9 protein-coding genes are annotated in these 14,484 nt (G+C 59.9%); 5 read left to right on the forward strand and 4 right to left on the reverse strand.

The window, feature by feature from the left end; translation table 11 throughout:
* Positions 1-221: 221 nt before the first annotated feature.
* From recC to recD, 3 genes are read left to right on the forward strand one after another with little or no spacing between them, the layout of a single operon-like run.
* Positions 222-3,671 (forward strand): exodeoxyribonuclease V subunit gamma, encoded by a 3,450-nt coding sequence (gene recC, locus FQ187_RS19410; protein ID WP_149630713.1) that lies wholly within the window; start codon positions 222-224, stop codon positions 3,669-3,671.
* On the forward strand, positions 3,671-7,357 hold the full coding sequence (gene recB, locus FQ187_RS19415) for an exodeoxyribonuclease V subunit beta (protein WP_149630714.1): 3,687 nt from the start codon (positions 3,671-3,673) through the stop codon (positions 7,355-7,357). The genes recC and recB overlap by 1 nt, the downstream gene beginning before the upstream one ends.
* Positions 7,354-9,444, forward strand: a complete 2,091-nt coding sequence (recD, locus tag FQ187_RS19420; RefSeq protein WP_149630715.1) for an exodeoxyribonuclease V subunit alpha — start codon at positions 7,354-7,356, stop codon at positions 9,442-9,444. The genes recB and recD overlap by 4 nt, the downstream gene beginning before the upstream one ends.
* A 7-nt stretch (positions 9,445-9,451) precedes the next feature.
* Here recD and FQ187_RS19425 read toward each other — a convergent pair whose 3' ends face one another.
* A complete protein-coding gene (locus tag FQ187_RS19425; protein ID WP_149630716.1) occupies positions 9,452-10,399 on the reverse strand; it encodes a LysR family transcriptional regulator in 948 nt (315 codons plus the stop codon).
* Positions 10,400-10,562: 163 nt separating this feature from the next.
* On the opposite strand from FQ187_RS19425, the gene FQ187_RS19430 reads away from it, so the two are divergent.
* Together FQ187_RS19430 and mmsB are read left to right on the forward strand one after the other, a co-directional pair.
* Positions 10,563-12,089: a CoA-acylating methylmalonate-semialdehyde dehydrogenase gene (locus FQ187_RS19430; RefSeq protein WP_149630717.1), complete on the forward strand. Its 1,527-nt coding sequence runs from the start codon at positions 10,563-10,565 to the stop codon at positions 12,087-12,089.
* A gap of 10 nt (positions 12,090-12,099) precedes the next feature.
* The gene (gene mmsB / locus FQ187_RS19435) at positions 12,100-12,987 is read left to right on the forward strand and encodes a 3-hydroxyisobutyrate dehydrogenase (protein WP_149630718.1); all 888 of its coding nucleotides are present in this window, start codon (positions 12,100-12,102) and stop codon (positions 12,985-12,987) included.
* A 47-nt stretch (positions 12,988-13,034) separates the two neighbouring features.
* On the opposite strand, the gene FQ187_RS19440 is transcribed toward mmsB, so the two are convergent.
* The 3 genes from FQ187_RS19440 to FQ187_RS19450 all read right to left on the reverse strand — a co-directional run bounded on the left by FQ187_RS19440 (position 13,035) and on the right by FQ187_RS19450 (position 14,482).
* On the reverse strand, positions 13,035-13,379 hold the full coding sequence (locus FQ187_RS19440) for a cupin domain-containing protein (RefSeq protein WP_007946320.1): 345 nt from the start codon (positions 13,377-13,379) through the stop codon (positions 13,035-13,037).
* A 108-nt stretch (positions 13,380-13,487) separates the two neighbouring features.
* Positions 13,488-13,859 (reverse strand): MerR family transcriptional regulator, encoded by a 372-nt coding sequence (locus FQ187_RS19445; RefSeq protein ID WP_149630719.1) that lies wholly within the window; start codon positions 13,857-13,859, stop codon positions 13,488-13,490.
* 47 nt (positions 13,860-13,906) lie between these two features.
* Positions 13,907-14,482, reverse strand: a complete 576-nt coding sequence (locus FQ187_RS19450; protein ID WP_149630720.1) for an NAD(P)H-dependent oxidoreductase — start codon at positions 14,480-14,482, stop codon at positions 13,907-13,909.
* Positions 14,483-14,484 lie beyond the last annotated feature (2 nt).

Raw genomic sequence — 14,484 nt, forward strand, 5'->3', positions numbered from 1 at the left:
GTGAAACGATGCATCGCCGATGGTAGTGTGGGGTTTCCCCATGTGAGAGTAGGTCATCGTCAAGATTAAATTCCGAAACCCCTATCTGCGTATGCAGGTAGGGGTTTTGTTTTGTCCGCAGGAAAGTTCGTACAGCAATACCGGACGGCTCCCGGCTGTCACAGTCTCCCGACAATGCTAAGGTTCGGCCCTAGCTTTTGTATTTCTCCAAGGAAGCCTTTATGCCGGACGCGACGTCCCTCAGTGCTGGTTTTATGGTGGTTCACGGCAACCGCCTGGACGAGTTGCGCAGCCTGGTGGTCAGCTGGATGCGGCGTTACCCGCTGGCTCCCTTGGAAAATGAAATTGCCCTGGTACAGAGCAACGGCATCGCCCAATGGCTGAAGCTGGCACTGGCGGAAGACCCTGAAGACGAGGACATGGGCGGCTGCGGAATCGCAGCAGCCATCGACGTGCAGTTACCAGGTAGCTTCATGTGGCAGCTCTATCGCATGGTGCTTGGACGTGACGAAATCCCGGTCAAATCCCTGCTTGATAAAGCTCCCTTGACCTGGCGTCTGATGCGTCTGCTTCCGCAGTTGATCAATGAACCGCACTTCGAACCGCTGCAGCGCTTCCTGACCCATGACACCGATTTACGCAAACGCTATCAGTTGGCCGAGCGGCTGGCGGATTTGTTTGACCAATACCAGGTGTATCGTGCCGACTGGCTTGAAGACTGGGCAGAAGGTCGCCATCAATTACGAACTGGCAGAGGCGAATCCAAACCTCTGACCCCGGCTAACTGCTGGCAGGCAGAGTTGTGGCGTGCGCTGTTGCTGGATGTGGGTGAACAAGGCATGGCGCAAAGCCGAGCCGGCGTCCATCAACGGTTTATCGAGCGCATCAACAGCCTCGTCGTAGCCCCCAGCGGATTGCCTTCACGGGTGATCGTTTTCGGGATTTCTTCACTGCCCGCACAAGCCCTGGAAGCACTGGCGGGGCTGGCCCGCTTTAGCCAGGTTCTGCTCTGCGTGCACAACCCGTGTCGTCACCATTGGGCAGACATCGTCGCCGATAAAGACCTGTTGCGGCATCAATACAAGCGTCAGGCTCGCAAGAGTGGAATGCCGGTTGTGCTCGACCCGCAAACCCTTCACCAGCATGCCCATCCACTACTGGCGGCGTGGGGCAAGCAGGGGCGGGACTATATCAATCTGCTCGACAGCTACGACGATCCCAACAGCTATCGCTCGGCATTCCGCGATGGTCGTATCGACCTGTTCAGCGACAGCCAGCCGCAGAACATGCTCAATCAATTGCAGGACGACATTCTTGAATTGCGTCCCTTGAACGAGACTCGCGAGCGCTGGCCAGCTGTCGATCCGGCAAAGGACGCGTCGATCCGTTTTCACATTGCCCATAGCGCCCAGCGCGAAGTGGAGATCCTTCACGACCAGTTGCTTGCACGCTTCAGTGCTGATCCGGAATTAAGGCCTCGCGATGTGATCGTGATGGTCCCGGACATCGACAGCTACGCACCGCATATTCGAGCGGTATTTGCTCAGCTTGAACGCCACGACCTGCGTTTCATTCCCTTCACGCTCGCAGATCAAGGCCAACGTGGTCGTGACCCGTTACTGATTGCTATCGAACATCTGCTCAAACTGCCCGACAGTCGTTTCCCCGTGAGCGAGATCCTCGATTTGCTGGACGTTCCTGCACTACGCGCTCGCTTCGGTGTAGAGGAGCGTGATCTGCCGACCCTGCACCGTTGGATCGAAGGCGCAGGCATCCGCTGGGGCATGAATGCCGAGCAGCGCGCGGGTCTCGGTCTGCCGCAGGAGCTGGAGCAAAACAGTTGGCGTTTCGGCCTGCGACGGATGCTGCTCGGTTATGCCGTGGGCAGTGCCAGTGCTTGCGAGGGTATCGAACCCTACGACGAGATCGGAGGTCTGGATGCAGAGCTCATTGGGCCTTTGGTCGCGCTGCTGGACGCATTGGAGATTGCCCACCAGGAGCTCTCTCTACCCGCAGCTCCCAAACAATGGGGCTTTCGATTGCACGCACTGGTTCAGTTGTTTTTCCTGGCCAGTAACGAACATGACGACTACGTGTTGGCCCAACTCGAAGAGTTGCGTGAAACCTGGCTTGAGACGTGCGAGTCAGTTGGCTTGCATGATGAACTGCCGTTGACCGTGGTCCGTGAAGCCTGGCTCGCCGGTCTTGACCAAGGCCGCCTGTCCCAGCGTTTTCTGGCCGGTGCGGTTAACTTCTGCACCTTGATGCCCATGCGAGCGATCCCGTTCAAACTGGTCTGTCTGCTGGGCATGAATGACGGGGACTACCCGCGTGCACAACCGCCACTGGACTTCGACCTCATGGGCAGTGATTACCGCCCTGGCGATCGCTCCCGACGCGAAGATGACCGCTATCTGCTGTTGGAAGCCCTGTTGTCGGCACGCGATCAACTCTATATCAGCTGGGTCGGTCGCAGCATCCGCGATAACAGTGAACGCCCTGCGTCAGTACTGATTGGCCAATTGCGAGATCATCTGGCCAGCGGTTGGCGACTGCATGATGTCGACGAAGATCTGCTTGAGGCCATCACTCAGGAGCATCTACTGCAACCGTTCAGCGCCCGCTACTTCCATGCAGGCGATGATTTGTTCAGCTACGCAAATGAATGGCAGGTGCTGCATCAAACCAGCGAGCCGTCGACTGATATCGAGGTCCTTGATCCCTACGTTCAGGAGGAGCCGTTGAGTCTCGGCCAACTGCAGGACTTTCTGCGTAATCCTGTGCGGCATTTCTTCAGTCAACGACTGAAGGTGTACTTCGAAGCGGCTGAAGTGCCCTTGGCTGATGAAGAGCCATTTGTACTCGACGCGTTGCAACGTTACAGCCTCAGCGACAGCTTGCTCGAAGCGGCACTAGGACATTTGGATAGCACTGACCAGATACTGGAAGCACAGGCAAAACGTCTGCAAAACAGTGGGCTTCTGCCTATGGCCGGATTCGGCGAATGCCTTCAGCGAGAGTTGATCGAACCGTTGCCGGATCTGTTGCAGCGTTACCAACAGCTTTTGGCGTTATGGCCAACGCCGCTCACCAACGCTCTGCCGGTGCATCTGGAGTTGCAGGGTCTGCGCCTGGAAGGTTGGCTCAGCGGCCTGCATCAACGCGCGGACGGAGGTTTGCTATCAGTCACTACAATCCCCAACAGCATCGGCCCAATCAAGTCTCGCAAATGGCATCGCCTGACACGGCCATGGGTCAATCATCTGGTTGCCTGCGCAAGTGGTATGGCGATGACCACCGCGTTGGTGGCCAGTGACGACAGTCTGCTGCTCGGTCCGATGGAGGAGGGTGCAGCCTTGCGGATTCTGGGCGACCTGTTAATGGCTTGGCAAACCGGCATGCGTCAACCGCTGCCGATTGCGGTGAAGACCGGCTTCGCATGGCTTGGTCAAACTGATCCGGTCAAAGCCCAGGGCGCAGCCCGCAAGGCCTATGAAGGCGATGGCCTGACTACCGACGGCGAGCGTCGCGAAAGCCCGGCACTCGCACGGCAGTTCGCCGACTTCGACACGCTTACCGCAGACGAAACGTTCCCGGATTGGTGCAACGCACTGTACCGGCCGCTGCTTGAAGCGCCTTGGCGTTCATTGAACAGCGAGGAGGCGCGCTGATGACCACAAAACCTCTGGCCTTGGCGTTTCCCCTGCGCGGCAGCCAACTGATCGAAGCGAGCGCCGGGACCGGCAAGACCTTCACCATTTCCGCGCTTTATCTGCGCCTGGTCCTTGGCCACGGCGCAGAGTCGAGCGGCTTCGGACGTGAACTGTTGCCGCCGCAAATCCTCGTTGTGACGTTCACCGATGCCGCGACCAAAGAATTGCGCGAACGTATCCGCACGCGTCTTGCTGAAGCAGCGCGATTTTTTCGCGATGAAACACCGGCGCCCGATACCCTTATCGCGCAGCTTCGTGAGGAGTACCTTCCCGAGCAGTGGTCCAGGTGCGCGAACCGACTGGACATCGCGGCGCAGTGGATGGACGAGGCAGCAGTTTCAACTATCCACAGTTGGTGTCAGCGCATGTTGCGCGAACACGCGTTCGACAGTGGCAGCCTGTTTACACAAACCCTGGAAACCGATCACAGCGATTTGCTGGGCGAAGTCCTGCGCGATTACTGGCGCCTGTTTTGCTACCCGATGCAAGGCGATGCGCTGAGCTGGGTGCGCGGCAATTGGGGCGGACCGGCAGCATTGTTGCCGCGAGTGCGTGGTTTGTTCGCCAGTGAGCGAGATAGTGTTGAAGGTAAAGAGCCTGCCGAGCTGATCACGGAGTGTCTGCAAGAGCGACGGGCAGCCTTGCTCGAACTCAAGATGCCCTGGCGCCAGTGGGCGGACGAATTGCTTGCCATCTGTCACCAGGGTGTTGCGAGCAAGAGCGTCGACGGTCGCAAGATGCAGGCGCGCTATTTCCAACCCTGGTTCGAAAAGATCAGGGCCTGGGCTGAAGACGAATCCCTTGAGCAACTGGATATCGGCACCGGATTCACGCGCCTGACACCCGATGGCATGGCTGAAGCCTGGAAGGGCGAAGTACCCAGTCATCCCGGGCTGGACGCCATGCCCGGCCTCAAGGCCAGTCTCGATGGTTTGCCGACTCCTGATGCCGCCGTGCTGCAACACGCCGCCCAGTGGGTCGGTACACGGTTCGAGGAAGAAAAGCGTCGTCGTGCGGAGATGGGCTTCGATGACATGCTGCTGCGCCTCGATGCCGCGTTGCAGTCCGATGGCGGTGAGCGGCTGGCGACCCTGATTCGCGAACAGTTTCCGGTGGCGCTGATCGATGAATTCCAGGACACCGACCCGGTGCAGTACCGAATTTTCGAGAGCATCTATCGCATCGAAGACAACAATCCCGAATGCGGTCTGTTCCTGATCGGCGACCCCAAGCAAGCGATCTACGCGTTCCGCGGTGCCGACATCTACACCTACTTGCGCGCTCGTCAGGCCACCGCTGGCCGATTGCATACCCTGGGCACCAATTTCCGTTCCAGCCATGGCATGGTCAATGCCGTGAACCATGTGTTCGAGCGTGCAGAGTCTCGCAAGTCCGGGCGAGGCGCGTTCCTGTTTCGTGAAAAGAACGGTGAGAACCCGGTACCGTTCCTGCCCGTCGAATCCCAAGGGCGCAAAGAAGTTCTGCACATCGACGGCCTGGTCGTGCCCGCCCTGAACATCTGGCACCTGTCCGCCGATCAGGCGCTGTCCGGCGCGGTGTACCGACAACAATTCGCCGCCGCCTGCGCCAGTAAAATCACCGCATTGCTCAATGGCGGCCAAGAAGGCCGGGCGGGTTTCATACAGGACGGCAAGGACTTCAGAGGGCTGCTGCCAGCGGATATCGCGATCCTGGTCCGCGACGGTAAAGAAGCCCAGGCTGTGCGTGGCGAACTCTCCGCCCGGGGCGTGCGCAGCGTCTATCTATCGGACAAGGACTCGGTGTTTGCCGCCCAAGAGGCCCACGATCTGCTGACCTGGCTCAAGGCTTGTGCCGAGCCGGATGTCGAGCGTCCGCTTCGAGCCGCGTTGGCCTGCATCACGCTGAACCTGTCGCTGGCTGAACTGGAGCGGCTGAATCAGGATGAACTGGCGTGGGAAGCGCGGGTCATGCAGTTCCGCCATTATCGCGAGCTCTGGCGCAAGCAGGGCGTGTTGCCCATGCTGCGGCGATTGCTGCATGACTTCCAGCTGCCACAGACATTGATCACGCGCAGTGACGGCGAGCGGGTGCTGACCAATTTGCTGCACCTGTCCGAGTTGCTGCAACAGGCGGCCGCCGAACTCGATGGTGAGCAAGCGCTGATCCGTCATTTGTCCGAGCATCTGGCGTTGTCCGGTCAGGCCGGCGAAGAGCAGATACTGCGTCTGGAGAGCGACGAACAACTGGTCAAAGTCGTGACCATTCACAAGTCCAAGGGGCTTGAGTATCCCTTGGTGTTCCTGCCGTTCATTTGCTCGGCGAAGCCGGTGGATGGCAGCCGCCTGCCGCTGCATTACCACGACGAAAGCGGCAAGGCTCAAGTGACCTTGAGGCCCACAGCCGAGTTGATAGTTCAGGCGGATGATGAGCGTCTTGCCGAGGATCTGCGCTTGCTTTACGTGGCCCTGACCCGGGCGCAACACGCGTGCTGGCTTGGAGTGACTGATCTCAAACGCGGTAACAACAACAGCTCGGTGCTGCACCTGTCAGCATTGGGTTACCTGCTGGGCGGCGGAGCACCATTGGCTGAGTCGGCAGGCTTGAAGCGTTGGCTGGAAGACCTGCAGCAGGACTGTCCTGCGCTGAGCTACGGTGAAATACCTGAGGCGACCGTCGAGCACTACCATCCGCCGCACAACGATGCGACGTTGCTTGCTCCGTTGATACCCAAACGCAAGGCCAGCGAAAACTGGTGGATTGCTTCCTACAGTGCCCTGCGCATTGGCGACAGCATGAGCGTGGGTACTGATGAAGCGCCGGAGAGCCCGCAAGCGCAAAAACTCTTCGACGACGAACGCCTTGATCCCCAAGCTCCACGAGAAGTGGTGGCCGGTGGTGCTGATATCCATCGATTTCCTCGTGGCCCGAACCCCGGCACCTTTCTCCATGGCTTGCTTGAATGGGCCGGTGATGAAGGTTTTGTCGCCACGCCGCAAGCGGTGGAAGACGCCATTGCCCGTCGCTGCAACCGCCGTGGCTGGGAGGGCTGGATAACCGCCCTGAGCGACTGGCTGCAACACCTGCTCACGTCCCCGCTGCATATCGGCGGTGGGCAGGCCCCCGTGGTATTCGAGCAGCTCACCCAATACCGTGTCGAGATGGAATTCTGGTTCGCCAGTCATAAAGTCGATGTGCTCAAGCTCGATGAACTGGTACGCCAATACACCCACAACGGCGTGGTCCGGGTGGCTGCCGAGCCGGTGTTGCTCAATGGCATGTTCAAAGGCTTCATCGACCTGACGTTCGAGCACGACGGCCGCTACTACGTCGCCGACTACAAATCCAACTGGCTGGGCGTCGATGACGCGGCCTACACCGAGCAGGCCATGGAACAGTCGATTCTCGACAACCGTTACGACCTGCAATACGTGCTGTACCTGTTGGCCCTGCATCGCCAGCTCAAGGCGCGACTTGCCGATTACGATTACGACCGGCATGTCGGTGGTGCGCTGTACCTGTTCCTGCGCGGTACGCGCGCGTCCAGCCAGGGCGTGTATTTCGCCCGTCCTCCAAGAGAGCTGATCGAGCGTCTGGACCGGCTGTTCCAGGGCAAGCCAGAACCCAAGGCCGAACCCGCCTGGGAACAGGGAGTTTTGCTATGAGTCGCACTTTCGCTGATTTGCTGCCCACTTCCTTGACCGCCGAAAGCCTGGCCGATCTGGCGCCGCTGAGTCGCGCCGATGACTTGCTGTTGCTGCTGACGCGCTGGGTTGAGCGCGGCTGGCTGCGAGCGCTGGACAAAGCCTTCGTCGCTTTTCTTCATGAGCTCGCTCCCGGCGATGATCCACTGGTGCTGCTGGCCGCTGCGTTGGCCAGCCATCAACTGGGCCACGGTCATGTGTGCCTGGATGTGTTCGAGACGCTCAAGGAGCCGGACTTCGCCCTGTCGCTGCCACCGGAAGGTGATGCGCAAAGTGGCGCGATGTTGTTGCCGTCGCAATTGCTTGAGGCGCTGGACGGTGCTCATTGGTGCAAGGTGCTGGCCTCCAGCAGTCTGGTCGCATTGGCGGTCGACGGCCGGGAGGCGGCGCAGCATCGGCCATTGGTGTTATCGGGCAAACGCCTGTATTTGCGGCGCTACTGGGCCTACGAACGGCGTATCGACACCTCGCTGCGCCAACGCCTGGTCGAACACGAAACCACACCGGATGATTTGTCCCAGCGCCTCACCAGCTTGTTCGGCCCAGCCAAGCCCGGCGAAGTCATTGACTGGCAGAAACTCGCCTGTGCCCTCGCTACCCGCAGCGCATTCAGCATCGTTACCGGTGGCCCGGGGACCGGCAAGACGACGACGGTCGTGCGTTTGCTGGCGTTGCTCCAGGCGCCGGCAGTCGAGGCTGGCAAGCCGTTGCGCATCCGTCTCGCGGCACCCACCGGCAAGGCTGCTGCCCGACTGACGGAGTCCATCAGTCAGCAGGTCAGGACTCTGGAGGTCGAGGAAGCCGTACGAGTGAAGATCCCGTCAGACGTCACCACCGTGCACCGTCTGCTCGGCAGTCGCCCCGGTACTCGACACTTCCGTCATCACGCCGGTAATCGCTTGCCGCTGGATGTGTTGGTGGTGGACGAAGCCTCAATGATTGATCTGGAGATGATGGCCAACCTGCTCGACGCGTTGCCGGCCCACGCCCGTCTGGTGCTGCTCGGTGACAAGGATCAACTGGCATCGGTGGAGGCCGGCGCCGTGCTGGGCGACCTGTGCCGCGACGCCGAGGCCGGTTGGTACAGCCCACAGACTCGCCGGTGGCTGGAAGCTGTCAGTGGTGAAAGCCTGGATGCCAGCGGTTTGCAGGAAGCCACCCAAGGGACTCATCCGCTGGCCCAGCAAGTTGTGATGCTGCGTCATTCACGCCGGTTCGGCGAGGGCAGCGGAATCGGCCAACTGGCTCGTTGGGTCAACCAGCAGCAACCCGAGGAAGCCCGCAAGTTGTTGGCAGTGCGAAGCCATGACGACGTGTTTTCCCTGTCCCTCAAGGGGGAGCAGGACCGGGCGTTGGAACGCTTGCTGCTTGAGGGGCATGGCGATGGACCGCAGGGTTATCGCCATTACCTGAGTCTCTTGCGCAGCCTGCGGCCACCGCTCGACAGCACGCTTGATGATCCCTGCTGGACCGATTGGGCTCGCCAGGTACTGCAAGCCTTCGACGCCTTCCAATTGTTGTGCGCCGTACGCAAAGGACCGTGGGGCGTTGAAGGTTTGAATCAGCGCGTGACCGCCGCGCTGCTCAAGGCTCGGCTGATCGACAGCGACCAGCAGTGGTACGAAGGTCGGCCAGTGCTGATGACCCGCAACGACTATGGTCTGGGTTTGATGAACGGCGACATCGGCATTGCCCTCAAGCTGCCGGAACGTGAGGGGCCAGAGGTTGGGAAGCAGGTGTTGCGTGTGGCGTTCCCACGTAATGATGGTCAGGGCGGCGTACGGTTTGTTCTGCCAAGCCGTCTCAATGATGTCGAAACCGTATACGCAATGACGGTGCACAAATCCCAGGGCTCGGAATTTGCCCATACAGCGTTGATTTTGCCGGATGCCCTGAACCCAGTGCTCACCAAGGAGTTGATCTATACCGGGATTACCCGGGCCAAAAACTGGTTCACCCTGATCGAACCTCGCTCCGGCGTATTCGAAGAGGCGGTGCGGCGAAAGGTCAAGCGCTTGAGCGGGTTGATGCTGGAACTGGATGAGTGAGCACCGACTAATCCGCGAACAGCATCTCGCGACTTTCACCCATCAACAGCCCCTGATTCTGCTCAGTGACCGCGCGGATGTAATCCCACAACAGGGTAATCCGCTTGAGCTTGCGCAGGTCTTCGCGACAGTACATCCAGAACTGCCGAGTGATGTTGATCTCTTCCGGCAACACCGGCAGCAATCGCGGATCCTGGGCTGCCAGGAAGCACGGCAGAATCGCCAGCGACCGCCCTTGCTGTGCGGCCACGAATTGCGCAATCACACTGGTGCTGCGCAGGTTGGCACTGGCGCCGGGCAACACATTTGCCAGGTACAACAGCTCCGAACTGAACGCCAGATCGTCGACATAACTAATGAATGAATGTTTAACCAAGTCTGCCGGGCGGCGGATCGGTGGGTGCTTATCCAGATAATCCTGAGTTGCGTAGAGCTGTAATTTGTAGTCGCAGAGTTTGCAGCAGACGTACGGGCCATGCTCCGGGCGCTCCAGGGCGATGACGATGTCCGCCTCGCGCTTGGACAAACTGATGAAGTGCGGCAGCGGCAGGATGTCCACCGAGATCGCCGGGTAGGCGTCGACGAAATGGCTCAGCTGCGGAGTGATGAAAAAGCTGCCGAAGCCTTCGGTGCAGCCCATGCGCACATGCCCGGACAACGCCACGCCAGAGCCCGAAACCTGCTCGCAGGCCATGTGCAGCGTGCTTTCGATCGACTCGGCGTAACCGAGCAACCGCTGGCCTTCGGCGGTCAGGACAAAACCGCTGGTCCGGGATTTCTCGAACAGCAACGTGCCCAATGCCGCTTCCAGCGAGCTGATGCGCCTCGACACGGTGGTGTAGTCGACCGCAAGGCGCTTGGCCGCAGTGCTGGCCTTGCGGGTGCGGGCGACTTCAAGGAAAAACTTGAGGTCATCCCAGTTCAACGAGCCTAAGGACGTGATGTTTTTTTGCATGATGGACCGGCTTTTATGTGCGTTCTTATTAGAAGTTTGCACATCTATACTCCAAAAACAGTCCGACAACCAATTCGCGACACACGTCTCATCTCAAGGCGACATTCTCGCCTTGGCTCCCCAGATAGCTCTCTAAATAAGAACAACGTCCCGGAGACCCAACATGAACGCATCGCTCACGCCAAACGAAACCACTGTCCAAACGGTAAAGCTGTTGATCGACGGCGAGTGGGTCGAGTCCCAGACCACCGAGTGGCACGACATCGTCAACCCGGCGACCCAGCAAGTGCTGGCCAAGGTTCCGTTTGCCACGGCTTCTGAAGTCGACGCCGCCATCAGCGCCGCCCATCGCGCCTTCCAGACCTGGAAGCTGACGCCGATCGGCGCGCGGATGCGCATCATGCTCAAGCTCCAGGCGTTGATTCGCGAACACTCCAAGCGCATCGCCGTGGTGCTCAGCAACGAACAAGGCAAAACCATCGCCGACGCTGAAGGCGATATCTTCCGCGGCCTGGAAGTGGTCGAGCACGCCTGCTCCATCGGCAGCCTGCAAATGGGCGAGTTCGCCGAGAACGTTGCTGGCGGCGTCGATACCTACACCCTGCGTCAACCAATCGGCGTTTGCGCCGGCATCACCCCGTTCAACTTCCCGGCGATGATTCCGCTGTGGATGTTCCCGATGGCCATCGCCTGCGGCAATACCTTCGTGCTCAAGCCGTCCGAACAGGACCCGATGTCGACCATGCTGCTGGTGGAACTGGCGATCGAGGCTGGTGTTCCGGCGGGCGTGCTTAACGTCGTTCATGGCGGCAAGGATGTGGTGGACGCGCTTTGCACACATAAAGACATCAAGGCTGTTTCCTTTGTCGGTTCGACCGCCGTCGGCACTCACGTCTACGACCTGGCCGGTAAACACGGCAAGCGCGTGCAATCGATGATGGGCGCGAAGAACCATGCCGTGGTGCTGCCGGATGCCAATCGCGTACAAGCGCTCAATGCACTGGTGGGTGCTGGTTTCGGCGCCGCCGGGCAACGCTGCATGGCCACGTCCGTGGTGGTGCTGGTGGGCGCGGCCAAGCAATGGCTGCCAGACCTGAAAGCACTGGCGCAGAAACTCAAAGTGAATGCCGGCAGTGAGCCGGGAACTGATGTGGGGCCGGTGATTTCCAAACGTGCCAAGGCGCGGATTCTCGATCTGATCGAAAGCGGCATCAAGGAAGGCGCCAAGCTTGAGCTGGATGGTCGCGACGTTACCGTTCCTGGTTTCGAAAAAGGCAACTTTGTCGGCCCGACCCTGTTCTCAGGCGTGAAACCCGAGATGCAGATCTACACCCAGGAAATCTTCGGTCCGGTACTGGTGGTGCTGGAAGTCGATACCCTCGACGAGGCCATCGCACTGGTCAACGCCAACCCGTTCGGCAACGGCACGGGCCTGTTCACCCAGAGCGGTGCGGCGGCGCGTAAATTCCAGACTGAAATCGACGTCGGCCAGGTTGGCATCAACATCCCGATTCCGGTGCCGGTCCCGTTCTTCAGCTTCACCGGTTCGCGCGGGTCCAAGCTCGGCGACCTCGGTCCGTATGGCAAGCAAGTGGTGCAGTTCTACACTCAGACCAAGACTGTCACCAGTCGCTGGTTCGATGACGACAGCGTCAACGACGGTGTGAACACCACCATCAACTTGCGTTAAGGAGCCGGACATGAAAATCGCTTTTATCGGTCTCGGCAACATGGGCGCGCCGATGGCGCGCAACCTGATCAAGGCCGGCCATGCACTGCGGCTGGTCGATCTGAACAAAACTGTTCTGGCAGAGCTGGAGCAACTGGGCGGCAGCATCAGCGCTTCGGCGCGTGAAGCCGCTCAAGGCGCAGAATTGGTGGTCACCATGCTGCCAGCCGCTGTGCATGTGCGCAGCGTGTGGCTGGGTGAAGACGGCGTACTGGCGGGTATCGCCAAGGGCGTGCCGGCAGTGGATTGCAGCACCATCGATCCGCAGACGGCGCGTGATGTTGCCGCGGCGGCGGCCAAGCAAGGCGTGGCCATGGCGGATGCGCCTGTGTCGGGCGGTACTGGCGGTGCGGCGGCCGGGACCCTGACCTTTATGGTCGGCGCTACCCCTGAGCTGTTCGCCACCCTGCAACCAGTGCTGGCGCAGATGGGCCGCAACATCGTCCATTGCGGTGAAGTCGGCACCGGGCAAATTGCCAAGATCTGCAACAACCTGCTGTTGGCGATCTCCATGGTCGGTGTCAGCGAAGCCATGGCGCTGGGCGATGCGCTCGGCATCGACACAACAGTGCTGGCCGGGATCATCAACAGTTCCACTGGCCGTTGCTGGAGTTCGGAGATGTACAACCCGTGGCCGGGTATCGTCGAAACGGCGCCGGCCTCGCGCGGTTATACCGGCGGTTTCGGTGCCGAACTGATGCTCAAGGATCTGGGGCTGGCCACGGAAGCGGCGCGTCAGGCGCACCAGCCGGTGGTGCTCGGCGCGGTGGCCCAGCAGTTGTATCAGGCGATGAGCCAGCGTGGGGATGGTGGCAAAGACTTCTCGGCGATCATCAACAGCTATCGCAAACCCCAGTAAGGGGTTTTCCGGGAACCCGCGTCGGGCGGGTTCCCGGTTTTTTTGCATCAGGCAAACACGAAATACTTACGCACGGTTTCAACCACTTCCCACGTGCCTTTCATGCCCGGCTCAATGACGAAAATGTCACCGGCGCGCAGATGGATCGGCTCCTTTCCCTCTGGGGTGATGATGCAGTACCCCTCGCGGAAATCGCAGTATTCCCACTTCACGTATTCCACATACCATTTGCCCGGCGTGCAGATCCAGGTGCCCATGATTTTGCTGCCGTCTTCGCTGGTGTAGGCGTTGAGGTTGACGGTGTGCGGGTCGCCTTCGAGTTTTTCCCATTTGCAGGCGTCGAGTACCGGCAGTGGGTGGGTATCGCGAAGAACGGTAATAGGTGCGGTCATGTCGACTCCAGGCAGTGGATTCAAGAACTGAAGTCGCACCCTATAGCGCCCGTCCACCGGTCAGTTGTCTGTGCTCGACATTGAGCTGTCCAGAAACGCGCATTGCCCTCAAAGACTGTTCAGCGGGCAATCGAACCGGCTCCGTTCGAGGCTGGCTTCGAACTCGACCAATTGCGAATGCTGCTGCGACAGCGCAGCGATCCGTTCGCTGATTTCCTGCTTCTTGGCGGCGATGACCTGATGGGCCAGTTCCCACGGCATTTGCGGCCCTTGATGTCCGGCGAAGATCGACTGCAATTCCTTGAGCCTGAAACCCAGCTGCTGCGCGCACTTGATGAAGATCAGCAGGTCAACGCTTTGCTGGTCGTAGACGCGGTATTTTCCCAACCGCTGAGCGGCAGGCAGCAGGCCGATCGACTCGTAATGGCGGATGCTCTTGATCGTGGTTCCGGAGCGTTGCGCGGCTTGGCCGATGTACATGGAAAGTCCTTTTTACCGTGGTAAGGCCCGGTGCATTATCGGCAGACTCAGCGGCTGGCGATAGCCTGTGCCTGCAGCAACCAGGTTTCACGCTGGTCGGCGCTGGAACCGAGAAGCGGGCCGAACGTGAGCGTGCGTTGTGGCTCGATGCCGCAGAACGCGAGCGTAGTTTTGCGTACCTGATGCAGTCCAGGCATGCGATAGACCCAACGGTAATACCAGGGTGGCGTGTCCATGGTCACCAGCAAATGCGCGCTGCGGCCGTGCAGGAGTTTGTCGGGAAAGGCTTTGCCTTCGCGGTATTTGAACGCGAAACCCGGCAGGAACACTCGATCGAAAAAGCCCTTGAGCAACGCCGGAATTCCGCCCCACCAGATCGGATACACCAGCGTCAGGTGCTCGGCCCACACAATGTCCGCCTGGGCGCGGCGCAAGTCGGCTTCCAGTGGTTGGACCTGTTGATAACCTTCACGCAGCACCGGGTCAAAGTCCATTGCGCCCAGAAACAACTGGCGCACCTCATGCCCGGCGCGCACCGCCGACTGTGCGTAACGTTCGGCGAGAGCGCCGCAGAAACTGTTGCTCGCCGGATGACCCAGAATCACCAGAATTCGTTTGCCCATCG

Origin of the sequence: Pseudomonas sp. ANT_J28, assembly GCF_008370005.1 — a bacterium.
Classification (GTDB): Bacteria; Pseudomonadota; Gammaproteobacteria; order Pseudomonadales; family Pseudomonadaceae; genus Aquipseudomonas; species Aquipseudomonas frigoris.